Below are 24,965 nucleotides of genomic sequence, written 5' to 3' on the forward strand. Positions count from 1 at the left end.
TTACACTAGAAAAGCTGCTACAAATTCTGCCATGACCAGTGACTTACACCATGAAATCACCCAAGAGGTGAAACGACGTCGTAATTTCGCCATTATCTCTCACCCGGATGCCGGGAAAACGACGCTGACGGAAAAGTTACTGCTTTACGGTGGGGCTATTCACGAGGCGGGAGCCGTCAAAGCACGACGGGCACAGCGGCAAGCCACCTCTGACTGGATGGAAATGGAGCAACAACGGGGGATTTCGATTACCTCGACGGTCTTGCAGTTTGAGTACCAAGGCTATCAGATTAACCTCTTGGATACCCCCGGCCACCAAGACTTCAGTGAAGATACCTATCGCACCCTTGCGGCGGCTGATAATGCTGTGATGCTGGTGGATGCGGCCAAGGGTTTAGAACCCCAAACCCGCAAGCTCTTTGAGGTATGCCAACTGCGGGGTCTGCCGATTTTTACATTCATCAACAAGCTGGATCGGCCGGGGCGGGAACCCCTTGAACTGATTGATGAAATTGAACAGGAGCTGGGGCTGATTCCCTATCCTGTGAACTGGCCGCTAGGAATGGGCGATCGCTTTCGCGGCGTCTATGATCGCCTGCGGCAGAATTTTCACTTCTTTGAGCGCACCACCCACGGTAGCCGTGCTGCGGCTGAAACGGTCATTGCCCTTGGGGATCCTGCCATTGATCCCTACATTGAGTCCTATCGCTTGGAATACAACCAACTCAAGGATGAACTAGAACTGCTCGATGGCGTGGGGGCGGAGCTAGATCTTGATCTGGTGCATCAGGGGAAAATGACTCCTGTCTTCTTTGGCAGTGCCATGACCAACTTTGGCGTGCGCCTGTTTCTAGAGCACTTTTTGACCTATGCGTTGCCACCCATGGCCTACAAGAGCGATCGCGGGGCGATTGATCCGACGCAGGAGCATTTCACTGGCTTTGTCTTTAAGCTGCAGGCCAATATGGATCCGAAACATCGCGATCGCGTCGCCTTTGTGCGGGTCTGTAGCGGCAAATTTGAAAAGGACATGACCGTCAACCATGCTCGTACCGGCAAAACCATCCGCCTTTCTCGTCCCCAAAAACTCTTTGCCCAAGGTCGCGAATCCCTTGAAACGGCCTATGCGGGCGATGTGATTGGCCTGAATAATCCAGGCATGTTTGCCATTGGCGACACCCTCTATGTCGGCCCCAAATTGGAATATGAAGGCATTCCCTGTTTTTCCCCAGAACTCTTTGCCTATCTGCGCAACCCCAACCCCTCCAAGTTCAAATCCTTCCAAAAAGGGGTGAATGAGCTACGGGAAGAGGGTGCCGTGCAAATCATGTACTCTACCGATGAATCGAAACGAGAACCGATTCTGGCGGCAGTTGGCCAATTGCAATTTGAAGTGGTGCAGTTTCGCCTATTAAACGAATACGGTGTGGAAACTCGTCTTGACCCTCTCCCCTATACCGTTGCGCGCTGGGTACTGGATGGTTGGGAAGCCCTTGCAGCCATTGGCCGCATCTTTAATGCTGTCACCGTCAAAGACAGTTGGGGACGGCCGGTGCTGCTCTTTAAGAATGAGTGGAATCTGCAACAGACAATGGCAGATCATCCCAAACTGCGCCTGAGCGCGATCGCCCCCCTTGCCGCTGCTGTGCCTGCCTAGCTGACCCATGAGTAGTGTCTATACCCGTCCCCTTGCTCGCCTCATTGAGCAGTTGCAACGCCTGCCGGGTATTGGCCCAAAAACCGCCCAACGTCTTGCCCTCCATCTGATCAAACGTCCCGAAGCCGATATCCAAGCCTTGGCTCAAGCCCTCCTTGACGCCAAACAGCAGGTGGGGCTTTGTTCCGTGTGTTTTCACCTCTCTGCGGAACCCGTGTGCGACATCTGCGCTTCCCCCCACCGTGACGATCACACCATTTGTGTTGTGGCTGATTCCCGCGATGTCATTGCCATTGAAAAAACCCGCGAATACCACGGCAAGTACCATGTTTTGGGCGGACTCATTTCGCCCCTAGAGGGCATCACCCCCGAACACCTGCACATTCAACCTCTGATTCAGCGCGCCAGCCAACCGCAGGTGCAAGAGGTGATCTTGGCCATCAACCCCAGTATTGAAGGGGAAACGACCACTCTCTATGTGGGGCAGCTGCTGCGGCCTTTTGTGAAGGTCACTCGCATTGCCTTTGGCCTACCGGTGGGCGGTGATCTCGACTATGCCGATGAAATGACCCTTGCCCGTGCCCTTGCCGGTCGCCGGGAAATTGAGTGGCAGTAGCTTAGTGCCCCCCTTGCAATCGCCGCAATGCCGTCACAATTTGGTGAATGGCTCGCTTCAGTTGCTCGACTTCTTGGTGTAACCGCTGGTTTTCCGCTTCCAAAGCGGCGAGGCGATTGTCATCCCCACCACTGCCTGTTGCCGCTGGTTGCTGTTGCAGTTGCGCAACCGTTGCTTGAAGTTGAGCAAAGTCATTTGCCTTGACAGATTGTGCCTGCAAAGCTTGAATAGCGCCTTCAAGGGCGGCCAGTTTGGCATAGACGGGGGTGAGATCCACAGCGACGGGAGTCGTTACTTCCGCAGGAGCTGCTGCTTTGACGGGTCTGGGCTTACGGGCTTTGCGAAAGGCCTCTTGAATTGCTGCTTCGAGTTGTTCTTTTTCAAAGGGCTTCTCAATGAACTCAAACCACTCAAAGGGTTCTTGGAGCTTTTCGGTGACCTCTTCCTTGCGCCCTGACATAATTACGAGGGGGATAGCGCCAAGGAGATCATTTTTCTCCAATTCTTGATAAACTTCCCAGCCGCTCACCTTCGGCAGCAGAAAATCCAGCATGATCAACGTCGGCTCAGACTGCTCAATGAGTTGCAGCCCCTCACGGCCATCCTTGGCCTCAAGGATTTCGTAGTCGCCCTCTGGCAACATCTCGCGGACGCGCATCCGGATTACTTTACTGTCATCAATGACAAGGACTTTGCGGCTAGTCACGGAAACACTCCATTCCTATACAAGATTCCTATAGAAGAGATTGTGAATAGAGGGCGGCAGTGGCATGACCACCACGTGATTCCAACCTTAGCATAGCCCTGTCTTTTGGAGTTGACCACTCGCCTTACACTGCCGCAAAGCGTCCCTGAACCCAAAAATTTGGGGTCAAAGACCCACCCTTGAGGGCAGGAGAATGTCACAATAGAAGTCTCACCCCTACCAAAGATTTGTTCGATACGTCACACCCTATGCCAGAGTCTGCTGCCCCTATCCACCTCCCCAAAACCAGTGAGTCGGAGCAGCTGAAGCGGATTCGCCACACCAGTGCCCACATTCTGGCCATGGCAGTCCAGAAGCTGTTTCCCAAGGCGCAGGTTACAATTGGTCCTTGGATTGAGAATGGGTTTTATTACGATTTTGACCACCCCGAACCCTTCAGTGAAAAAGACCTGAAGCTCATTGAGAAGGAGATGGTCAAGATCATTAAACGCAAGTTACCAGTGATCCGTGAGGAAGTAACCCGTGAGGAAGCTGAGCGGCGTATCCGCGAACTGGGAGAACCCTATAAGCTAGAAATTCTCCAAGACCTCGAAGAGCCAATTACGATTTACCACCTCGGCGATGAGTGGTGGGATCTGTGCGCCGGCCCCCATGTGGAAAACACCGGTGAGATTAACCCCAAGGCGATCGCCCTTGAAAGTGTTGCCGGTGCCTACTGGCGCGGCGATGAAACCAAAGCCCAACTGCAGCGCATTTATGGCACTGCTTGGGAAACCCCTGAGCAACTGGCGGAGTATAAACGCCGCAAGGAAGAAGCCCTGCGCCGCGACCACCGCAAACTGGGCAAAGAGCTGGGTCTCTTCATTTTCGCTGATCCTGTAGGACCAGGGCTACCCCTGTGGACTCCTAAAGGGACGATTCTGCGCTCAACCCTCGAGGAGTTTCTCAAAAAAGAGCAAATGAAGCGGGGATATCTACCGGTGGTGAGTCCGCACATTGCCCGTGTGGATCTATTTAAGACCTCTGGCCACTGGCAAAAGTACAAAGAGGATATGTTTCCCCTGATGGCCGAAGATGCTGAGGCGGCAGCCAACGAGCAGGGCTTTGTCCTCAAGCCAATGAACTGCCCCTTCCACATTCAAATCTATAAAAGTGAGTTGCGCTCCTACCGTGACTTGCCCCTACGGTTGGCGGAGTTTGGTACGGTTTATCGCTATGAGCAGTCCGGGGAATTGGGGGGCTTGACGCGGGTGCGCGGCTTTACCGTTGATGACTCCCACCTTTTTGTCACGCCGGAGCAGTTGGATGCCGAGTTTTTGAATGTGGTTGATCTCATTCTCTCAGTCTTTCGCTGTCTGCGTTTAAATAAATTCAAGGCACGGCTGAGCTTCCGCGATCCCAAATCCGACAAGTACATTGGCTCCGACGAGGCTTGGTCAAAGGCGGAGTCAGCAATTCAGCGAGCGGTAGAACAGTTGGGCATGGAGCATTTCTTGGGGATTGGGGAGGCCGCCTTCTATGGGCCGAAACTAGACTTTATCTTTGAGGATGCTCTCGGTCGTGAGTGGCAGTTGGGAACGGTTCAGGTGGACTACAATTTGCCTGAGCGCTTTGATTTGGAATACGTTGCTGAGGACAATACCCGCCGCCGACCAGTGATGATTCACCGTGCCCCCTTTGGCTCGCTGGAGCGGCTCATTGGCATTCTCATTGAGGAGTATGCAGGGGATTTCCCCTTCTGGCTGGCACCAGAGCAAGTGCGCCTGTTGCCCGTGGGGGATGAGCAACGCCCCTATGCCGAACGTGTGGCCGCTCAACTGCGAGAGCAGGGTGTGCGCGTGAGCGTGGATCGCAGTGGCGATCGCCTAGGTAAACAAATCCGCAATGCTGAAACCCAGAAAATTCCCGTGATGGGCATTGTGGGTGCCAAGGAAGTCGAAAGCGAGACCGTGAGTATCCGCACCCGTGCTGCAGGCGATGTCGGCGCCTTGCCGGTTAAACAACTGATCGAGAAACTGACATCGGCAATGAATGCAATGGATGCCGAGATTCAGTGGCAGTAGCTAGAGGTTAACTCATTATGACCTATCCTTTTATATCAATTATTACGGCAACTCTCAATGTCGAAGATACGATTACTCGAACCATTAAAAGCCTTCAAGGTCAAACGGATAAAAACTTTGAATGGATTATTGGAGATGGTGCTTCAACTGATAGTACCATTAGTATTATTCAGTCTACAAAGGGCTTAAATATAAAAATTATCTCAGAACCAGATTTTAGTTTATATCATGCGATCAATAAATCACTTAAAATTGCAAGTGGAGATTATTATCTTGTTTTAGGTGCTGGAGATGTACTAGAACAGAATGCAATAGAGTTGTTTAGAAAAGCTGCTTGCTCTACGAAAGCAGATATACTATCAGCACATGTGTGGTTAGGTAAACGATTAAGGCGCCCTAATAGAGGAAGACCGTATTTGTTTTCAGCCGGAGCCTACATATCTTCCCATGCTGTTGGTACTCTAATTAAAACCGATCTTCATAGGCAACTAGGATACTATTCCTATAGATTTCCAGTTGGCGCAGACTACTTCTTTATCAAAACTGCTATTCAAAATGGCTGTAAGTTTCACGGATGCGATTTTATTGCCGGAGAATTTATGCTTGGCGGTATTTCATCAACTGATAAATTATCAGTTGTATGTGATGTCTTCCGTTTACAGGTAGAAACTGGAAAAAACTTGCTTTTACAAATATTAATTCTTATTTGTGCTTTATTTATTCGAGTTGTTATTCCTAAGTACATACCTTCTCTAATATGGGGTACAAGCAGAAGTGTTAAATCCTTAAACGAAGCTTAATGTCCCCGTTGCGTGGATTGCTGCGTCATCCTACAACTAAGGGATTATCCTCCTTCGTAAAGGTGTTCTCTAGCAACCAGTCCAGCTTTTGCTGCTGTAGTCCCATCAGCTGAGGCTTTAAGTGTGACACGAAGTCTCGGCCAAGTGATACGCTAGGGCTTTCATCGTTCGAAAAATGTTGTAAAAGCCATTGGCTCGCGAGGGGGTTAAGCTGACATTTAGTCCGGTTTGCTGAATAAAGTCAGGTTTTAACTGCAGGATTTCTGCGGGTGTCAACCCACTCAACCCTTCGACCAATAGCCCCACCAATCCCTTCGTCACTTGAGCGTCAGAATCCCCCTGAAAAATCACCTTGCCCTGCTCTAAAGAGGCTTTCACGTACACTTGGGAGACACAGCCGGGCACGCGGTTGGCGGCGACCTTCTGCTCCTCAGGAAATGGCGGCAGGCGCTTTGCAAAGCTCAGCAAGTATTCATAGCGCCGCTTTGGATCTGAGATCTGTTGGAACCGCTGAACAATGCGATCGAGGGAAGCCGGTAAAGGCTGGCAGGCAGAGGGCATATTGACTTAGAAGAACGCTGCTGAGAAAAATGATAACCATTTCTGATTTTACCCTCAGCAGTTGCACAATAACGGCAGCAGTCAACCTAGGGGCAGCTTTTCATGCCAATAGACCGCCGTGCTCTTACCCTTAACTCGTAACTTGTGTTAGCCTTTAATGTACTTACTCGGTTCTGGTGGGGATCAGCCATCAGACGCAAGGGGGAAAGTGCAGTGCAAATCTGCCGCTGTCCCGCAGCTGTGATGAGAGGCACTACTCTCTCAGTCAGAATGCCCGCCGAGTTGTGAATGTCGTTATGCCAACATCTGCGAGGTACGGATGATGTTCTTCATGCTTCAATTTTCATTAATTTGCCTAGGTAAAGACCCCCCCTACCGCCCTTTTCTGGCAAGGTTCCTGCCGTTACTGTAGCACAAGTGATTTTGGAGATTTTCAAGTACCTACAAGCACCTAGAGAAGGGCTCCTCTTGCAGTGACCCACGCTAGGTTCTGCTGATGATGCTGGAAGTGCACTGCTTGTTGGACTGAAAACAGCCAGCTTTCATTGTCTATTGAGAGAACTGTCAAAACTCAGGGTACCATAACAATGACCATTCAGACTGCAACGCTAGGCTACCCCCGTATTGGTAAAAATCGCGAGCTGAAAAAGGCATTGGAAGCCTTTTGGAATGGTAAATCCAATCAAGAAAATTTACTACAAACGGTTCAAGATATTGAATTGGCAAATTGGCAAACGCAACTGCAGGCTGGCATTGATCGCATTGGCGTTGGCGATACCAGTTTTTACGATCCCGTTCTCGACTGGAGTGTCCGCCTCGGCCTCATCCCACAGCGGTATCAAGCCTTTACAGGGTTGGAGCAATACTTTGCAATGGCTCGCGGTCGAGAGGGAATTCCAGCCCTTGAGATGACCAAATGGTTTGACACCAACTATCACTACTTGGTTCCCGAAATGAGTCAGCCTCTTCAGGCAGCAGACTTTAGTGATTTTCTGGGGATCATCGGTCGCGCCCAAAAGGTCTTGGGCGATCGCGCCGTTCCCATGGTGCTAGGGCCTTTAACCCTGCTACGGCTGAGTCGGCTGCAGATGAATCTAGAGGAAGCGTTGTCTTGCCTAGTGGAGCGCTATCTTATCCTGTTGGCTGAATTGAAGAACCTAGGGGTGGTTGAGGTACAAATCCACGAACCTGCCTTGGTTTTTGGGGACACCAACAACTTCAGGGAATTGTATGAATCAACATTTGATGCGCTCTGTCAAGTTGGCTTGCCGATTTACCTAGTGACCTACTTTGATGATCTCGGCGCTGCCTATCCTTGGGTGGTGACGTTGCCCGTAGCCGGCATTAGTCTAGATTTTACCCGTGGGCAGAACTTGGCATTATTGCAGCAGTTTAGTTTCCCAAGGGATAAACAGCTGGGGGTGGGTATTGTGGATGCCCGAAACATTTGGAAAATTTGCCCAGAACTTGTTGTGTCAACCTTAGCAGCGATTCAGGGTATCACAACCAATATCCGGTTGCACCCCTCAGCCTCTTTACAATTCGTCCCCTACGATGCAGCACGAGAAGTGAAGTTACCAGAGCCATTGCGGCGGGTGTTGAGTTTTGCCGAACAAAAGTTGGATGAGGTGGTGCTATTGGCCCAGACGCTGCAGGAGAGTCCCAAAGCCCTTGCCCAGCACCCCCAATTAGCAGAGATTGAAGCCCAGTGGCAGGCCTTTAAGGAATTTAGGCCTGTGAATCCAGTGGTACAACAGCGGTTGCGCAATTTAACCGTCAACGATCTGAAACGGGCTATGCCCTATGAACAACGCCGCCAACTGCAGCCCACCTTACCGCTCTTTCCGACAACTACCATTGGTTCTTTTCCGCAAACCCCAGAAGTGCGGCAATTGCGGGTGAAGCTCAAGCGCGGAGAAATCACCCTTGCGGAGTACCAAGCAGCAATTGATGCTGAAATTGCCAAATGCATTCGATTGCAGGAAGAAATTGGCTTGGATGTATTGGTGCATGGCGAATTTGAACGCACCGACATGGTGGAATTCTTTGGCCAGAAGCTCACTGGTTTTGCCTTTACCGAACACGGCTGGGTGCAAAGCTATGGCAGTCGCTGTGTGCGTCCACCCATTATTTATGGGGATGTAGCGCGAACCGAGCCAATGACGGTGCGAGAGTTTAAGGTGGCGCAATCGTTGACCCAGAAAATTGTCAAGGGCATGCTGACGGGCCCTGTGACCATGATTAACTGGTCTTTCACCCGCACTGATATTCCGCGGAGCGAACAGGCGATGCAGATTGCCCTGGCTCTACGGGATGAAGTGGCCGATTTAGAAGCTGCTGGGGCAAAGATTATCCAGATTGATGAACCCGCTTTACGGGAAGGATTACCCCTGAAGCCGGAACGTTGGCAGGAGTACTTGGCTTGGGCCGTCGATGCGTTTCGGTTGGCGGCTGGTGTGGCTAAGCCAGAAACCCAAATTCATACCCACATGTGCTATTCGGAGTTTGGCGACATTATTCAACATATCGAGCGCCTAGATGCAGATGTGTTGTCCATTGAAAATAGCCGCAGTAACAATGAAACGCTGTTTGAAATTACTGATGCCGGCTATCAAAAGCAGGTGGGCAATGGTGTTTATGATGTTCATAGTCCGGCAGTTCCCACTGTTGAGCAGATGGTTCAGCAGCTGGAGACTGCGATCGCCCATCTACCCAGTGACCAGATTTGGGTTAACCCAGACTGCGGTCTGAAAACCCGTCGCTGGGAGGAAGTGATTCCCTCTCTGAAAAACATGGTGGCAGCCGCCCAGCAATTGCGAGGGGCTCGTCTTACCAACTGAGGATCTGTTGTTGCTGCCAGCGCACCGTTGCCCCCTTAAAATCGCAGGATTTTTCCACCACTCAAAACTGCGTTTCCATTCCTGCGATTAGCGGGGCAATGCTTGTAAGAAGGCTGCCCCATGCCTAAAGACCTGCTCCATGATTGGTAGGGGCACCTGACCTCGGCTGATGGGACATCCGCATGAGTGTGAATCGTACGGGCGATCGCTAGGTCAACAAATCCGCAATGCTGAAACCCAGAAAATTCCTGTGATGGGCATTATCGGTGCCAAGGAAGTCGAAAGCGAGACCGTAAGTATCCGCACCCGTGCAGCAAAAGATGTCAGCGCTTTCCCTGTTAAGGAACTGGTTGAAAAACTCACCTCTGCCATGACTGCGATGGATGCCGATATTCAGTGGCAATAGTGGGCAATTGATCTACAGGGCAGTTGACCTCGCCTTTAATAGTTTGTCAAAATGAGCGGCGAGTGGTTTTCGCGATCGCGTAGCGTACCCTTCGGGTAATCGCTCTAATCAATTCTCTAGGGAACAGAATGACTGAAGCACCGATTTCACCAACAACGGTTTTGCAACAACTGCAATGGCGCTACGCCACGAAGAAATTTGACCCCAATCGCAAAATTCCTGCGGATCTGTGGCAAACACTTCTACAAAGTCTGGTACTGGCTCCTTCTTCCTTTGGCTTGCAACCGTGGAAGTTTTACGTCATTGAGACGCCTGAGCTACGCCAAGCCCTGCTCCCCCACACTTGGAATCAACGACAGGTGGTGGATGCCTCCCACTTAGTGGTATTTGCCATTAAAACCAATCTCAATGCTACGGACGTTGATCGCTACCTTGCACGGCAAGCGGAAGTCCACCAAACCGCAGTGGAAAATCTGCAAAAGTATGGGGACTTGGTCAAGGGCTTTTTGCACTCACCCCCCTACCCCCTCAATGTTGATGAATGGTCAACCCGCCAAGTCTATATTGCTTTGGGTCAGTTTATGGTGACGGCGGCGCTGCTGGGCATTGACACCTGCCCGATGGAGGGTTTCTTGCCCCAAGAATATGATCGCCTTCTCGGTCTACCTACCCAAGGTTATCATGCCGTCGTTCTATGTGCAGCGGGCTATCGAGCGGCCGATGACAACTATGCGACTTTGCCCAAGGTACGCTATCCCCTAGAGGCAGTCGTGGAAGTGCGCTAAGGTTCACGAATTGACCCCGCTGGACATAGGCTAAGCTAGAAATAGCTCGGTACTCGCCTTTGTATGTCTTTGCACACCGATGATCCCATTGACCACAATTTAGTTGATTTAGAAATCGTTCCCGCCAAAGAAGAAGAGCGCTCTGAACCCACTAACATCATTATTCGCGAGATGGGCATTGATGACATTGCCCCCGTGTTTCACCTTGGCGAGGAACTCTTCACCAGTGATCTGTATCCCTCGCTCTATCGCATCTGGGATGAGTGGGAGGTCATTGGTTTCTATAACACCGATCCCGAATACTGTCTGGTGGCCGAGGCGGATTCTCAGGTGGTCGGGTTCATCTTGGGCACCATTATTAGCAAAGCCCCATGGGTGTATGGCTACATTAACTGGCTGGGGGTGCATCCCCACTATCAGCGGCGGGGCATTGCCGATAAGCTGGTGGATAAGCTCATCGAGCGGATGATTGAGGAGGGGGCGCGATTTATGCTGGTGGATACCGATCCGGCCAACACGCCCGCAGTAAAGTTTTTTACCCGTAAGGGTTTTGGCAATCCGCGGCGGCATGTCTTTTTTTCGTTAAACTTAACCAAGCACGAAATCTATGGCCGGCTGATTGCCTACGAGCGCGATCGCTCCGAGCGGTTGACCTATCGCCGTCCCCGCCGCCGCTAGAAAGCTGAAATCTAGATAGTCGTTCCTTGGAGGTGTCTGCCTTGGTGACTCTTTCTTCTGCCCCCTCAGATGAGATTCCTGTTCCTGCCCACATCCATTACGAGCTAGTGCTGCAAATTTTGGAACAGGTCTCGTTGCCCGCCCTCCCTCCCCACTCCAGTGGTTACCAGCAACTCCATAGCGCTGCTATTCATCTACGCAAAGCCCTGCGGCTACAAAAGCAGTTTGAGGAGGAATGGCAATTGAGGGGTGGCAGTGTGGAGTACCAATGGTCGCTGAATCGCGATCGCCCCCCAGCTCAGAGCAAGTAACCCAATCCCAAGAGCAAGCTACTCCAAAAGTGCAGTTGCACCGCAATAAATTTCGAGTTCTTGATCTGCTCAGGGACACTGTGAAATTGCGCCATCCGCTGACACAAATAAATCGCCCAAGGCAGTGAACTCAAAGCCAGCAGTGTTGGCCACGGCAGCATTCCCCAGAGGACAGCGGCCACTAAGAGAGCATAAAAGACGCCACAGGCGCCATAGACCAGTTGAGCACTGCGAGCCGTCCCTAGGCGCACGACCGGCGAACGTTTGCCAGCGGCTAGATCATCGGCCACTTGGTGAAAGTGGGAGCAAAAGAGAATCAGCGTTGTCGTCAGACCATTGAGGATAGCCACTGGCCAAATACTAGGGCTAAAGGTTTGCCCTTGGCTATAGTAGGCAGCAGCGATCGCCAGCGGCCCAAAGCAGATAAAACAAATTGGCTCTCCCAAACCCAAATAGCCCAAACGAAAGGGTGGACCTTGGTAACTATAGCCTAGGGCGCAGCAGAGTAATACCAACCCTAAAACCGTTGCATCCTGTTGCAGCCAACTAATGGCCACAATCCCCAGTAGCCCCAAAAGTAAGCAGAGGTTGCTCAGCCAGAAGATGAGTTGCTTTTTGCCCGTGAGATTGACGACCGAATGGTACTTGTGGCGATCGATCCCCGTTTCGGCATCAAAGACATCATTACTGAGATTCAGCCAGACCAAAATGAGTACGGCTGCTGTTAGAAACAAACCAAACGGCCACCAATGCACCCTTCCCGTTTCGGCGATCGCCACCGCTGTGCCCAGCCAAATCGGCATCACAGCCACACTGTACATGGGAAGCTTAATCGCCGCCCACCACAAACGGGAGCGATCCATCGATTCTGACGGACTAGCCATCTCACCTACACTTGAGTCACCTTCGTCAGCATATCATTGCCGCTTGTGCCCATCGATCGCTTGTTTCGCTGCCCAAATGGCTTGCCGCAACGCTGGATTATTCAGCTTATAGCTATAGATGCCCAAGTCCCGCGCTAAGGCCACCAGTTGTGGGCGAGTCAGTCGCTCTAGCTCCGCGATCGTCAGCGTTTCGATAGTGGGTTGAGGCGGGCACAGTTGGCGTTCAAGGGCGGCCACTTGCTGTTCTAGGGTACTCAGGCGCTGCAAAACCGTGGGACAGGCCATCTCCGTCGGCTGAAGAGATTGTTGCAAAATTTTACGAATTGCCTCACTAAGGGAACCGCATCCCTGCTGCACTTGCCAGCGTTGGAGTTGGCCATAGAGTTCAGCATCTAAACGAAGCGTGATCTTTTTGTGGGGCATGACTGAAATTCCAAAAAAAAACCGACAAACTTACTTACAGTCTGTCGGCTCGTTGTGTGTTCCCTGTTGATGACTCGGATAGTACTGAGTCACTATTTAGTATGACTCATCCCCCGATAGAATGACTGTGACGATGATCACAATTTAGCCGCCTTTTATTGAGTTTCACCAAATTCTCTCATTAGACTTTCCAAATTCCCTATGACCTCTCCCCTAGACGGTACGATTATTTTGCCCGACAACCCCCTGAGCGTCCCCCTACGGCGGCGTTTACTCCATGTGAATGGGATAGGGAGCGATCGCGCCAAGCAACGGCGGGATTTGAACCGCCTTGCCGAACTCACAGCGACTTATCCTTTAGAAGTTCGCGGCATTCACAATCAGACCCATGGTTTCCAAGCAGATCTTTTGGAAAGTTTCCTCGGTAAGGCAGAACTCTATCGTTTTTGGCCCCAGACCCCAGCCCCAGACCCCAGCAAGGATCGCCGCTATGAGTATGCTAAACTTCTTGGCCAACTGGTGACTCAAGATCTGACCGATGATGCGGATATTCTGGCGATCGCCCAACCGAGCCAACTGCAACAGCGCCCCCTCGATATCAACAGCACCGCTGACTTAACGAAACTCCTTGACCTATCGTTCCTACAAAAATTAGGTTGGGGGGATTTTGCCCAGTATCTCTACGGTGCCTTTCCAGCCGGTGCGCCGCGTCCCACCCTGCGGTTGGCCTATGAAATCGTCAAGGGGTTACAGGCGGGAGCCGAATTGTACCTTGTCGCCCATAGTCAAGGGTTAATTATTACTGCCCTTGCCTGCCACATTGTGCGGCAATTGCTGCTGCCGCAAACGAAATGGATGGAGATGGTGCATCTCATTGGCTATGGCCCGGCCATTTTCTTTGCGGATTTGCCGCCAGAGCTACAGCCGCGAACCATCCTAATTCAACACCGTCAAGATGTGGTGGCCGAAACCCTGAGCAACCTCCGGAATGTGGATTTATGGACTAACTTGCAAACCCAGATGGAAAAAGCCATTCACTACGCCGATGATCTGCTGAAAGTGCTCGGTCAAGATAGCCACCACTCTGCCAGTTTCTATTTGGGGTTACAGGACAGCCCCAGCAGCCGGCGATCGGCAGAACTGATACAAATTTTATTAACCCAAAGCTGGACAGCCACCCCCAGTCTTGCCGTCCTTGGGGGCACACGGCTAATCCTTGAACTTTAGCGGATGAGTGGCAGAAGCGGCTATCCTAGTAGAGAGAAAGGAATAGGAAGAAGGACAAAATAGAACGCCAATGAAGGGTCTAGAAAAGATTATCCCCCTAGATGGACGGGATATTAAGGTAGTATTGCAAAAATTTGCCCCCCAAGCGGCCGGTTCCATTCTCATTAGTTCGGGGGAAACAGCTGTCCTAGTGACGGCAAATCGTGCCGCTGCTCGCGAAGGCATTGATTTTTTACCCCTTGTGGTGGATTACGAAGAGCGCCTCTATGCCGCTGGGCGGATTCCCGGCGGTTTTTTACGGCGTGAGGGTCGTCCCCCCGAAAAAGCGATTCTTATTGGTCGCCTGATTGACCGGCCGCTGCGCCCCCTCTTTCCCCAATGGTTGCGCGATGATCTGCAAGTAGTAGCCACGACGGTTTCCTTGGATGAAAATGTTCCCCCCGATGTATTGGCGGTAACGGGAGCCTCGATCGCTGTCCTCTTAGCGCAAATTCCCTTTAATGGTCCAATGGCAGCAGTGCGGGTGGGCCTTGTGGGGGATGAGTTTATTATCAACCCCACCTACAAAGAAATTGAGCGCGGTGGCTTAGATCTGGTCGTGGCCGGGTCTCCCGATGGCGTGGTGATGGTGGAAGCCGGTGCCAATGAGCTGCCCGAAGCCGACATGATTGAAGCCATTGACTTTGGCTATGAGGTCATCCAAGACCTGATTCAAGCGCAGCGGCATCTCCTCAAGGAACTGGGTCTTGATATCGTCAAAGTGGAACCGCCGGCGATCGACCCCACCTTGGAAAACTTCATCTACGATCGCGCCGTTGAACCGGTCAAAGCCATTCTCAAACGCTTTGAAAAGGACAAAAATGTTCGCGATGCTGCCCTCGATGAGGTGCAAGGGGCGATCGCCCAAGACATTGCGGCTCTGCCCGAAGATCACCCAGTGGCTGTGGCGGCAGCGGAAAACCCCAAAGCCCTGCCTACCCTCTTTAAGGCCGTGACGAAAAAACTCATGCGGCAGCAGATTATTGAAGAAGGGGTGCGAGTGGATGGCCGCCGTCTCGATGAAGTGCGCCCCATTTGGTGTGAGGTGGGGGTTCTGCCAGAGCGGGTTCATGGTAGTGCCCTCTTTAATCGCGGCTTGACGCAGGTGATGTCTGTAACCACCCTCGGTTCTCCTGCTGATGCCCAAGCCCTTGATGATCTGCATCCCGAGGACAGCAAACGTTATCTGCACCACTACAACTTTCCCCCCTACTCTGTGGGTGAAGTCAAACCCCTGCGATCGCCCGGGCGGCGGGAAATTGGCCATGGTGCCCTCGCCGAGCGTGCCCTCGAACCGGTCATTCCTCCCAAAGAGGAGTTTCCCTATGTGATTCGCGTCGTGTCGGAGGTGCTCTCTTCCGATGGTTCTACCTCCATGGGATCCGTTTGTGGTTCCACCCTCTCCTTGATGGATGCCGGGGTACCGATCCGTAAACCCGTCAGTGGGGCGGCCATGGGGCTGATCAAGGAGGGCAATGAGGTGCGCATCCTCACCGACATTCAGGGGATTGAAGACTTCCTTGGCGACATGGATTTCAAGGTGGCCGGCACCGATAGCGGCATTACCGCCCTGCAAATGGACATGAAAATTACTGGCTTGCCGATGTCGGTGATCAAACAGGCAATCGAACAGGCACGTCCGGCACGGCTCCATATCCTTGAGAAAATGCTGGCGGTGCTGGACAAACCCCGTCCCCAACTGCCCCCCAGTGCGCCACGACTGCTGACGTTGCAAATTCCCCCCGATATGATTGGCCTTGTCATTGGTCCCGGGGGTAAAACCGTGCGCGGTATCTCTGAGCAATACAACGTCAAGGTGGACATTAGTGAAGAAGGGCTGGTCACCATTACTGCCCCCAATGAAACCAACGCCAAGCAAGCCCGGGCGGCCATTGAGGGTCTGACGCGAAAGCTCAACGCCGGTGATGTCTATCTGGGTAAGGTGACGCGGATTATTCCCATCGGTGCTTTTGTCGAGTTTCTCCCCGGCAAGGAGGGGATGATCCACATTTCCCAGTTGGCGGAATATCGCGTCGGCAAAGTTGAGGACGAAGTGAAAATTGGCGATGAAATTGTGGTCAAAATTCGTGAGGTGGACAGCAAAGGCCGCATTAACCTGACCCGCCTTGGTATTCATCCCGACGAGGCCGAAGCCGCCCGCAGTAGCTCCGTTGTCTAGCCCATGGTCACCATGCCCAAGTCATCACCGCATACGTTCCTCTTGGAGGTGGGAACCGAGGATCTCCCCGCCCGCTTTGTCAGTAGTGCCCTGCGCCAGTGGCACACCCTGATTCCCCAAACCCTCAAGGAACAGGGACTGGAGGGGGAAGTCAAAGTCTGGGCAACCCCGCGCCGCTTAGCCGTACTGATTGAGGGGTTACCGCCCCAGCAACCCGATCAAGCAATTGAAATCAAAGGGCCAGCGGCCAGCGTGGCCTTTCGGGAGGGGGAACCTACCCCGGCTCTATTGGGGTTCCTGCGATCGCGCCAAGGTCGTCTTGAGGAAATTGAAATCCGTCCCACGGAAAAAGGGGAGGTGGTCTATCTCAAGCAAGTTCGCCCCGGCCAACCGACGCCCCAACGATTGACCGAGTTGGCACCACAGTGGATTGCCGCCCTTGAGGGTGCCCGCTTCATGCGCTGGGGGGATGGGGATTTGCGGTTTTCGCGTCCCATTCGCTGGCTAGTGCTGCTGTGGGAGGATCAGGTGCTGCCCTTGGTCTTGGAGAGCCATTCCGTGCGCATTGCCAGCGATCGCACCACCTATGGCCATCGTGTCCTTTCTCAAGGGGCTATTGTCCTCAAGCATGCCCAAGACTATGAAGCTGCCCTTGAAACGGCGGGAGTCTTGGTGGATCCAGAGGTTCGCCAGCAACGGATTCGCGAGCAAATTGCTGCCCTTGCTGCGGAAGCGGGGGGATGGGTGGATTTAGCGGTGCCCCTTTTGGAGGAAGTCACCCACCTCGTGGAATGGCCAACGGCGGTTTTGGGAAGTTTTGAAGCGCGGTTTCTGGCTCTGCCCCTTGAGGTGATTACCACCGTATTGGTGTCCCATCAGCGGTATTTTCCCGTGTACACCGATGCCACTCGCCAAGCGCTACTCCCTGTATTCATCACGATTAGCAATGGCGACCCTGCGGCCACCCCCTTGATTCGTGCTGGGAATGAGCGGGTGATTCGTGCTCGCCTAGCGGATGCCGAGTTCTTCTACAAGGTGGATACGGCACAGCCCCTAGAGCACTATCGTGACAAACTAGCCACGGTTACCTTCCAAGATGAATTGGGATCCATGGCCGACAAAGTGGAACGGCTAACCGCACTAGCTCGCCAAATTGCCACCGCCTTAAATTGTGCGGCTGCGGACGTTGCTGCCATTGAACGCACGGCCTGCCTGTGTAAAGCGGATCTAGTAACGCAGATGGTGGGGGAATTTCCGGAACTGCAGGGCTACATGGGGCAAGTGTATGCCACGGTCTCCGGGGAAGCGCCAGCGGTGGCCACGGGGATTTTTGAACATTATCTGCCGCGTTTTGCGGGCGATCGCCCGCCCCAAAGTCTCACGGGTCAGGTGGTGGGACTCGCCGATCGCTTGGATACTCTAGTCTGCCTCTTTGGTATCGGCCTGTGTCCCACGGGGTCATCAGATCCCTTTGCCCTACGGCGGGCTGCCAATGCCGTGATCACCATTCTCTGGCAGGGGGAACATCACTTGGATCTCCTCGCTCTGCTACAGGAGTCTGCCCAAGCCTTTTGTCGCCAATTTGCCGCCAAGCTCAGTGCCGCTGACTTAGAGCAGGAACTGCGGCAGTTTTTTAGCCAACGGCTGCGAACCTTACTGCAAGAAGAACTCGGCATTGAGTATGACTTGGTGAATGCCGTCATTCCAGAGGATCAGGCGGAGTTGCAGACTCGTGCCCTTAGGGATGTGGTTGATGCCCGCGATCGCGCCCAATTTCTCCAAAAACTGCGCCAATCCGGTGAACTCATGGCCATTTACCCCACCGTCAATCGTGCCGCGCGTTTGGCACGTCAGGGCACCCTAGGAACAGACTGCCTGAATATCCGCGCTGTCAAGGCCAAGCACCTCGCAGCCCCCATTGAAAAGGAATTCTATGCCGCTCTCAAGGACCTCTTGCCAAGGGTGCAACAGGCGCAGGGGCAGCGTGCCTATGGGGAAATTGTGGCTGCTTTAGTCTCCCTTGCCCCCATTGTCAGTCGCTTCTTCGATGGCGAGGAAAGTGTCCTAGTGATGGCAGAGGATGCAGCCGTGCGTGCCAATCGCTTAGCGCTCCTTGGTCTGTTGCGCAATTGTGCAGCCATTATTGGCGATTTTGGGGCGATCGTCCAAATCGAGAGCGTTGCATCCAGCTCATAGTTCTCACAACTTTTGGCAGGAACAAAAGTGTTGCTTAGCTCACAGCGGCAACGCATAATTGAGAGTACCCCAATTGAGAATTGCCGTGGCCTGTTCATCTGAACAGGCGCTCAATTGGTGTTTAGACTGTTTGCGAGAATTACCATGACTGCTGAACCCCCGGCCAAGCGCCCCCGCGCCAAGAAGACCCCAGCGACTCCGCCAACGCCTTCCCCTGAGTTAGAAACCAAATCTCGCCCAGAAATTCTCGGTGTTGCGGCAGCGGGTAGCTCACCGCCCAAGTTCAACGCGGCTCTTGAAGAACCCATTCCTGAGCCAGAAGATCTTCCTTCCCGTCCCCAGCCGATCCCACCCCCCAGTGAACGGATGCAATATCGGGCGATCGGAGTTGTACGCGGTCGCTATGTACCCGCTTCGGAGGCGGAGTTCAACCGCGGGGTGATGATAACCGAGGATGGCGTGGAAATTGAAACCGTCCTCTTGGGGCAGGTGATAAACCTGATTAAAAAATATCTCGACCTGAATGAACCCCACCTCTGGGTGGTCTATCCCCGCACCCGCGACGTTGACAAAGAAGCGGTGAAACTGCACCTGCAAATTGTGGGCGTATGGGAACCGGAGCGCCTGCAACAGGCCAATGCCACAGCAGCGGATCCCGGCGTCAATGACGGCTACTTTTCTGTACGCGGAGAAGTGATCTTCAACTCCCAAGAAAAGAACTTTGTCGTCGTTAAAATTCAACAGTTGCCGCGTCGGCGAGGGGAAAAACCCAAAGCCTTCAAATTGAAACTAGTGGGAATGGTACCCATGAAGTCGCCGGGCTACTTTTGGGACTTTCAAGTGCAGCGACAGGGAACCAGTCTAGTAGTTCAGGAGGCAACCACCGTCGGTATCCTGCCCCCCCGCAAAATCAAGAAGCCCAAGAAAGCCAAGGCACGGCCAGCCCGTCCCCAGCGCCCTCAGCGTCCTAGTTCGCCGCGTCCGACCTCCTTTCGCCCGGTTCGGCGATCGCCCAACCCACCATTGAACTAGCGCCAAGGCATGGCTTGTCGAGGTGTTGTAAATTTTTGTAAATTTGTTGCACTGCCAACAACAACTTAGACACCGTACTTGATCATTTAGCCCACCTACTGCGAGGAACACCATGACGATTCAACTAGGGGGACATCGCACCGCCCGTCGCGCCTACGGTATTGATGAAATTGCCCTTGTCCCCGGCAACCGCACCCTTGATCCCCAACTGGCCGATACCCGCTGGCGCATTGGTACCATTGAACGGGAAATTCCGATTATTGCCAGTGCCATGGATGGGGTCGTGGATGTCACGATGGCCGTCAAACTCAGCCAAATGGGGGCACTGGGTGTCCTCAACCTTGAGGGAATTCAAACCCGCTACGAAGATCCAGCACCGATTCTCGAACGCATTGCCAGCGTCAGTGTTGATGAATTTGTGCCCCTGATGCAGCAGTTGTATGCCCAGCCGATTCAGCCCCACCTCATTGAAAAACGCATTCAAGAAATCAAATCCCAAGGGGGGATTGCTGCCGTCAGTTTAACCCCAGCGGGAGCCAGTCGTTTTGGCGATGTTGTGGCAGCGGCAGGGGCCGATTTGCTCTTTGTCCAAGCCACGGTTGTCTCACCGGCTCACCTTGCCCCTGAGGGGACAGACCCCTTAGACCTTGCTGCTTTTTGTGAGCGGATGCCAATGCCCGTCATTTTGGGGAATTGCGTCACCTATGAGGTGGCCCTCAGTCTTATGCACTGTGGTGCGGCAGCAATTCTAGTGGGGATTGGGCCGGGGGCAGCCTGTACTTCTCGGGGTGTGCTTGGGGTGGGGGTGCCTCAAGTCACGGCGATCGCCGACTGTGCCGCCGCGCGGGAAGCCTACTTTGAAGAAACGCAGCGCTATGTGCCTGTGATTGCCGATGGCGGCTTAGTTACCGGTGGCGATGTCTGCAAGTGTATTGCCTGTGGGGCTGATGCGGTGATGATGGGATCCCCCTTTGCCCGTGCCAAAGAAGCCCCCGGTCGCGGTTATCACTGGGGTATGGCCACGCCTAGTCCGGTGCTGCCTCGGGGGACGCGCATTCATGTCGGCACCACTGGCACCCTTGAGCAGATTCTGCGGGGACCCGCTCAGTTGGACGATGGTACCCATAACTTCCTTGGGGCATTGCAAACCAGCATGGGCACCCTTGGCGCCAAGGATCTGCGGGAAATGCAACAGGTGGAGATCGTCATTGCTCCTTCCCTCCTCACGGAAGGCAAGGTCTATCAAAAAGCGCAAAAACTGGGGATGGGTCGCTAGTCAAGAGGCAGATAGCTATAGTCAATGCGGCCGCCGCCGCGAAACTGCTGCCGATAGGCGATGCTGACGGGATCCTCACTGGCGTAGAGGGTATCAATGCCAATACCATTGCGGCCATATTCTTTGCCAGAGCTATGGATATACTCTCCCTGCCCCAGATAGAGACCCACATGGGTCGCCTTTTCACGGGTACCAAAAAAGACGAGATCACCCCGCTGAAGCTGGGGTAAGGTTTCCTCAATGGAGTTGCTTCCTAGGGGCGTGGCAAAAGCCTCCTGCTGATAGGCATCCCGCGGCAGCCAAATGCCTTGATGGGCAAAACTAGCCTGTATCAAGCCAGAGCAATCGTAGTTGGGGGCAACGGTTCCGCCCCAGAGGTATGCATGGGGAACCCGCTGTGCCGCTAAGCAAAAGGCAATCACCTCCTCAAGGACAGCCTCAATATAGGCGCGATCGCGGGTAATGGGTTGATAGGGCTGAGTGGCGGGTGTGAGATGGCGGTAATCCTGTGGATCCAGCCAGCCCCAGTATTCATCCTCAGCAAGTTGCACGTAGGTACGTTCAGCCCCCAAAGCAGGTGCCCAGAGCAAGCGTCCTGCTGCCCCTTGGGTCGCCAAGCGATCGCCCGTGGGGGCGTCGTAGAGGTTCACCATGGCCGTGAGTTGATAAAGCTGCATTACCGTCTGATGGTTTAGAGAATAATGACTTTGCATTTGAGTTGCCCCTCTTTTTGCTTATAGCGGGTCAGTAGCATGGTTTGAAGGCTTCAAAACTCTACGTATGTAATTTCTTTTTCTTAAGGTGACCGAAGAGGGGTATCAGTGAAGTTGGGCTGTACTGCTACATGACATCGACTGAGTAGGCACGGATTGCTGTATCCACTGTCGCAATGGTCAAACCGTTTTGTAATGCTTGACAGATGAGCATTCTGTCAAACGGATCGCGATGCAAGGGTGGCAGTTTAGCTTAGCCAGTTGAATTACACTATTTTCATCAAGACCAAGGCTGTCAATACTCAGATAAACCTCATTGTCTGGATCACGAAATTATATCCCGAAGATCCGTTGATAACTGGATATCACCACTAATGAACCATAAGAAAATATGCGTATCTAACAAAATTCTCATTTACAGCTCTTTTCAAAAGAATTGAACTTACCTAGGAAAGTTAAAGCTCCTCTATGACAGGGTTACAGCCTCTCGATGACCCCCATATTTTAGAAAAGGGCTGTACCCTCGAATGCGTTGAGCAGCTCTTCCGGCAAAGGAGCGTCGAAATCATCTGGAACGGTAAACTCGCCCGCACATAAACCAAATGGTCGCAATTGCTTACTCTTGCCAATAGGTTTAAGAGGTTTAAGTTCAGCAATCAGCTGGTTAGATCTAAAAATAATAAGGGTCTCACCTGCCTCTACTTGATCCAGATACTTGAGAGGATCACGCTGAATCTCATCAACCGTTACATTCAACATCGGCTTGCCTCAACACAACTTGATATATGCATCAAAATCCAAAGCAGTGAAACATTTCAAGGCTTCTCTTCCCCTCTTTAGTGATTCCAAGTACAGGTCGCAATGCTCATCAACGAACTAAAGGCTGGGTAGAGCGGCTCTTGGGGTATTCATAGCTTTCTCAATACTCTGCTACTTTATTTTAATTTCTTTCTCTTGAGGCGACTAAAAAGAGGTCAGCTACAGTTCAATAGGGGGCAGCTACAACGGGAGCAAACTGTGCCGCCACATCCCCCACCAACTCAGGATGGTTCGGATCTAGCATCATCACCGGTGCCTCAGGGTGTAACTCAAACTTCTCTAAGGGAAACCAGAGGATGTTGGGCGCTGTGGTTAGCTCAAAAACGTAATAGCGGTGGGTTAAATCCATAACGGTGCGGTATTCAGTGTTGTAGAGACTTCCCGGCACTTTATTGGGGGCACCAAAGGGCACAGAGACATTGCGGGCGATCGCTAACACACTGGCGATCGCTTCCCGTTGATTGCGGGGTTCGGGCAGCACCTGCAAGAAATAATCAGCCCGCACAAAGCGATGGCTGGGATCCACATTCCCCGGCAGCGGTGTTTGGCGTGTGGCATTGGTGAAATCAAACTGGGCACGGTAGGCCAACTGCTCATCATAGGGGGGATCGTTGGTCATGATTTGATACTGGCGTCCATGGTGGATAACCAGTTCACCGTTGAGATATTCCAAAATGGCCGAGTCGCCACTGGCATCCGCGATCGCTACATGAACCGTGCTGGCAAAGCCCTGTACCGTGATCATCACTGGTTGAATCTGAGCCATGAGGTCAAGGGCTTCCTGCACTGTTGCCGCATTATCCAGCAGGTATTGCCCCCAGAGTCCGGCGTGTACCCCCTGCTTTTGTGGATGCCGTGTGCCAAAGTCCGTTGCTGTCAAATAGAGCAGATGCACTGCCAAGCCCTGTTCATTGAAGCCATCGACGGTTCCCAAGCCGTACATACTGACAACGGCACTGCCATAGCGGGACTGCCAACGGGCGGGGTTTGCCATTTCAAGAGCAGCGGTGCCCAGATGATTGCCCTGACGCTGAAGCCCACGCGGAAAAATGATTAGCTTTGGTTCAGTGGTGGTGGGCCAGTCCATGGTTCGCGCCACAAAGACCCCTAGGGCATTGGTATGCCAGAGAATGCGAGTACACATGGAACCCTCAACAGCAAACGGCGGCATTCAAGAGGGACTTAAATAACTGCAAGCCGTCTAAAGTATGGTCACTGGGGGAGTGGCTCAAGGCGGGGTCAGCGGCGCGCTCAGGGTGGGGCATCATGCCTAACACATTGCCAGCAGCATTGCAAATACCGGCGATATTGTTGAGCGAACCATTGGGATTACTCTCAGGGGTGACATTCCCTTGGGCATCGGCATAGCGAAAGAGGACTTGGCGGTTGGCTTCCAGTTCAGCGAGGGTGGCGGCATCGGCGTAGTAGCAGCCCTCACCGTGGGCAATGGGCAAGCGAATCACCGTTTTATCGCCATAGGCCTGTAGCCACGGGCGTTCCTTGGCTTCTAGGCGCAAATACACGCGATCGCAAATAAAATGCAAGTCCCGATTGCGCACTAGAGCACCGGGGAGCAGTTTGGCCTCGGTCAGGATTTGAAACCCATTACAAATGCCCAGCACCCATTTGCCAGCGGCGGCATGGTCTTTGACGGCGGCCATAATTGGTGAGAAGCGGGCGATCGCCCCACAGCGCAAATAATCACCAAAACTGAAGCCCCCTGGTAGCACAATCAAATCATAGTCACTCAGATGGGTCTCTTCGTGCCACAGCAGTTGCGTTCGCCATTGGAGAATTTCACTCGTGACGTAGGCCACATCGCGATCGCAATTGGATCCGGGAAAAACAACAATCCCCACGTTTAGGGCATGACTCACAGCAATCCATCCATCACGTCAGTAATCGGCTTTAACTTGGCAGGGGCATGGAGTAGCTCAATATCCCGTAGCCAGACCACACCGTGTCCCATGAATTCCACCCCAATTTTAATCAAGCCGGGGGTCTGGGGTTCTGGTTTGAGGTGAAAAGGCACTTCGCACAGGTGCCAGTCGCGATCGCCCACGAGGGAAACCGTGCGGGAAAATGTCCAACCAAAGGGTTGACTGCGGCTGAGGAAGAGTTGTCCCCCCTCAGGCAGCATCCCGGTTTTCACTAAGGCACGGCACAGGAGCAATTGATCGCCCCCTTGGGCAGAGGGCACTTCCAACCAGAGGTGGGCTTCCGGGAGTTCAAAGAGGGGAATCGTCTGCGGCCAGTGGGACTCCAGATACCAAGCGGCACCTTCGACCCTGAGACCAGAGCCAGCAATAGGCTGATCCACACCCGCCCGAAAAAGGGCAACCCGTTGGAAGGGGGCTGCGGGTTCCGGTACCTGAAGCAAGGGGGCAAGGGTCTCCGCCAAGGACTCTAATCCCGATTCAATCCCGGCCTTGATGCCCGCCTCGATACTGGCTAATAGATCATCCCACCAGTTGAACATCGTGCCTATCCTGCGGCAGTTGCCAGCTCCTGCAATTCAATGCGAAAGGTTTCAATCACGGGGTTGGCCAACAGTTGATCGGCAATGTGGGTGAGTTGTGCCTCGGCAGTGGCGCGATCGCTGGCCTCTAGAGTGAGTTCCACCAGTTTGCCAATGCGCACCGCTTGCACATTGGTATAGCCCAGATGATGAATCCCCGCCTGTACCGCGACGCCTGCGGGATCTAACACCGATGGTCGCAGCGTAACAAAAACCTGTGCCTGAAATTGTGCCAT

General features: G+C 53.0%; 23 protein-coding genes, 2 pseudogenes and 1 riboswitch. Of the genes and pseudogenes, 14 read left to right on the plus strand and 11 right to left on the minus strand.

The window, feature by feature from the left end; translation table 11 throughout:
- Positions 1 to 31 precede the first annotated feature (31 nt).
- Both prfC and recR read left to right on the plus strand, forming a co-directional pair.
- On the plus strand, positions 32 to 1,657 hold the full coding sequence (prfC, locus tag M0646_RS04700) for a peptide chain release factor 3 (protein ID WP_149818617.1): 1,626 nt from the start codon (positions 32 to 34) through the stop codon (positions 1,655 to 1,657).
- Between the two features lie 7 nt (positions 1,658 to 1,664).
- Positions 1,665 to 2,273 carry a recombination mediator RecR gene (recR, locus tag M0646_RS04705; protein ID WP_286649913.1) on the plus strand — a complete coding sequence of 203 codons (609 nt, stop codon included), beginning with the start codon at positions 1,665 to 1,667 and terminating at the stop codon, positions 2,271 to 2,273.
- Positions 2,274 to 2,439: 166 nt separating this feature from the next.
- On the opposite strand, the pseudogene M0646_RS04710 reads toward recR, so the two are convergent.
- Positions 2,440 to 2,979: pseudogene (locus M0646_RS04710) on the minus strand (response regulator); the annotation flags it as partial.
- A 248-nt stretch (positions 2,980 to 3,227) separates the two neighbouring features.
- On the opposite strand from M0646_RS04710, the gene thrS reads away from it, so the two are divergent.
- Positions 3,228 to 5,042: a threonine--tRNA ligase gene (gene thrS, locus M0646_RS04715; protein WP_286649915.1), complete on the plus strand. Its 1,815-nt coding sequence runs from the start codon at positions 3,228 to 3,230 to the stop codon at positions 5,040 to 5,042.
- Between the two features lie 17 nt (positions 5,043 to 5,059).
- Positions 5,060 to 5,842: a glycosyltransferase gene (locus M0646_RS04720; RefSeq protein ID WP_286649916.1), complete on the plus strand. Its 783-nt coding sequence runs from the start codon at positions 5,060 to 5,062 to the stop codon at positions 5,840 to 5,842.
- A 117-nt stretch (positions 5,843 to 5,959) separates the two neighbouring features.
- Here the strand turns inward: M0646_RS04720 and M0646_RS04725 are convergent, their stop codons facing one another.
- Positions 5,960 to 6,403: a SufE family protein gene (locus M0646_RS04725; protein WP_286649917.1), complete on the minus strand. Its 444-nt coding sequence runs from the start codon at positions 6,401 to 6,403 to the stop codon at positions 5,960 to 5,962.
- A 151-nt stretch (positions 6,404 to 6,554) separates the two neighbouring features.
- Positions 6,555 to 6,700, plus strand: a riboswitch (cobalamin riboswitch).
- A gap of 290 nt (positions 6,701 to 6,990) precedes the next feature.
- Here M0646_RS04725 and metE point away from each other — a divergent pair.
- From metE to M0646_RS04750, 5 genes are all read left to right on the plus strand, one after another.
- On the plus strand, positions 6,991 to 9,243 hold the full coding sequence (gene metE / locus M0646_RS04730; RefSeq protein WP_286649918.1) for a 5-methyltetrahydropteroyltriglutamate--homocysteine S-methyltransferase: 2,253 nt from the start codon (positions 6,991 to 6,993) through the stop codon (positions 9,241 to 9,243).
- A gap of 169 nt (positions 9,244 to 9,412) precedes the next feature.
- A complete protein-coding gene (locus M0646_RS04735) occupies positions 9,413 to 9,649 on the plus strand; it encodes a His/Gly/Thr/Pro-type tRNA ligase C-terminal domain-containing protein (RefSeq protein WP_226972012.1) in 237 nt (78 codons plus the stop codon).
- 128 nt (positions 9,650 to 9,777) lie between these two features.
- Positions 9,778 to 10,434, plus strand: coding sequence for an NAD(P)H-dependent oxidoreductase (locus tag M0646_RS04740; RefSeq protein WP_149818632.1), 657 nt, complete (start codon positions 9,778 to 9,780; stop codon positions 10,432 to 10,434).
- A gap of 171 nt (positions 10,435 to 10,605) precedes the next feature.
- A complete protein-coding gene (locus M0646_RS04745) occupies positions 10,606 to 11,112 on the plus strand; it encodes a GNAT family N-acetyltransferase (RefSeq protein ID WP_226972042.1) in 507 nt (168 codons plus the stop codon).
- Between the two features lie 44 nt (positions 11,113 to 11,156).
- Positions 11,157 to 11,423 carry a DUF5340 domain-containing protein gene (locus M0646_RS04750; RefSeq protein ID WP_149818636.1) on the plus strand — a complete coding sequence of 89 codons (267 nt, stop codon included), beginning with the start codon at positions 11,157 to 11,159 and terminating at the stop codon, positions 11,421 to 11,423.
- On the opposite strand, the gene menA is transcribed toward M0646_RS04750, so the two are convergent.
- On the minus strand, positions 11,411 to 12,307 hold the full coding sequence (gene menA, locus M0646_RS04755) for a 2-carboxy-1,4-naphthoquinone phytyltransferase (RefSeq protein ID WP_149818639.1): 897 nt from the start codon (positions 12,305 to 12,307) through the stop codon (positions 11,411 to 11,413). The two genes, M0646_RS04750 and menA, sit on opposite strands and share 13 nt — an antisense overlap.
- A 33-nt stretch (positions 12,308 to 12,340) precedes the next feature.
- Entirely contained in the window at positions 12,341 to 12,730 is a 390-nt protein-coding gene (locus M0646_RS04760) for a hypothetical protein (protein WP_190278228.1), read from the minus strand.
- 201 nt (positions 12,731 to 12,931) lie between these two features.
- On the opposite strand from M0646_RS04760, the gene M0646_RS04765 reads away from it, so the two are divergent.
- The 5 genes from M0646_RS04765 (at position 12,932) to M0646_RS04785 (ending at position 20,679) form a co-directional block, all read left to right on the plus strand.
- Positions 12,932 to 13,957: a hypothetical protein gene (locus M0646_RS04765; protein WP_149818641.1), complete on the plus strand. Its 1,026-nt coding sequence runs from the start codon at positions 12,932 to 12,934 to the stop codon at positions 13,955 to 13,957.
- A 70-nt stretch (positions 13,958 to 14,027) separates the two neighbouring features.
- Entirely contained in the window at positions 14,028 to 16,175 is a 2,148-nt protein-coding gene (locus M0646_RS04770) for a polyribonucleotide nucleotidyltransferase (RefSeq protein ID WP_149818643.1), read from the plus strand.
- Positions 16,176 to 16,187: 12 nt separating this feature from the next.
- Positions 16,188 to 18,371 carry a glycine--tRNA ligase subunit beta gene (glyS, locus tag M0646_RS04775; protein ID WP_149821668.1) on the plus strand — a complete coding sequence of 728 codons (2,184 nt, stop codon included), beginning with the start codon at positions 16,188 to 16,190 and terminating at the stop codon, positions 18,369 to 18,371.
- Between the two features lie 144 nt (positions 18,372 to 18,515).
- Positions 18,516 to 19,403, plus strand: coding sequence for a hypothetical protein (locus M0646_RS04780; RefSeq protein ID WP_286649919.1), 888 nt, complete (start codon positions 18,516 to 18,518; stop codon positions 19,401 to 19,403).
- Positions 19,404 to 19,515: 112 nt separating this feature from the next.
- Positions 19,516 to 20,679, plus strand: a complete 1,164-nt coding sequence (locus tag M0646_RS04785; RefSeq protein WP_149818647.1) for a GuaB3 family IMP dehydrogenase-related protein — start codon at positions 19,516 to 19,518, stop codon at positions 20,677 to 20,679.
- Here M0646_RS04785 and M0646_RS04790 read toward each other — a convergent pair.
- The 7 genes and pseudogenes from M0646_RS04790 to purS all read right to left on the minus strand — a co-directional run bounded on the left by M0646_RS04790 (position 20,676) and on the right by purS (position 24,965).
- On the minus strand, positions 20,676 to 21,392 hold the full coding sequence (locus M0646_RS04790; RefSeq protein WP_286649920.1) for a C40 family peptidase: 717 nt from the start codon (positions 21,390 to 21,392) through the stop codon (positions 20,676 to 20,678). The genes M0646_RS04785 and M0646_RS04790 overlap by 4 nt on opposite strands.
- Before the next feature lie 127 nt (positions 21,393 to 21,519).
- A pseudogene (locus tag M0646_RS13110) lies at positions 21,520 to 21,807 on the minus strand (type II toxin-antitoxin system VapC family toxin).
- An 89-nt stretch (positions 21,808 to 21,896) separates the two neighbouring features.
- Entirely contained in the window at positions 21,897 to 22,151 is a 255-nt protein-coding gene (locus tag M0646_RS04795; RefSeq protein ID WP_286626843.1) for a type II toxin-antitoxin system Phd/YefM family antitoxin, read from the minus strand.
- 226 nt (positions 22,152 to 22,377) lie between these two features.
- The gene (locus tag M0646_RS04800; protein ID WP_149818649.1) at positions 22,378 to 23,355 is read right to left on the minus strand and encodes a linear amide C-N hydrolase; all 978 of its coding nucleotides are present in this window, start codon (positions 23,353 to 23,355) and stop codon (positions 22,378 to 22,380) included.
- A 7-nt stretch (positions 23,356 to 23,362) separates the two neighbouring features.
- A complete protein-coding gene (gene purQ, locus M0646_RS04805) occupies positions 23,363 to 24,088 on the minus strand; it encodes a phosphoribosylformylglycinamidine synthase subunit PurQ (RefSeq protein ID WP_149818651.1) in 726 nt (241 codons plus the stop codon).
- On the minus strand, positions 24,085 to 24,690 hold the full coding sequence (locus tag M0646_RS04810) for a hypothetical protein (RefSeq protein WP_286649921.1): 606 nt from the start codon (positions 24,688 to 24,690) through the stop codon (positions 24,085 to 24,087). The genes purQ and M0646_RS04810 overlap by 4 nt, the downstream gene beginning before the upstream one ends.
- Before the next feature lie 5 nt (positions 24,691 to 24,695).
- Entirely contained in the window at positions 24,696 to 24,965 is a 270-nt protein-coding gene (gene purS / locus M0646_RS04815) for a phosphoribosylformylglycinamidine synthase subunit PurS (protein ID WP_149818656.1), read from the minus strand.

The sequence above is a fragment of the Thermosynechococcus sp. B3 genome, assembly GCF_030323045.1.
GTDB lineage: Bacteria > Cyanobacteriota > Cyanobacteriia > Thermosynechococcales > Thermosynechococcaceae > Thermosynechococcus.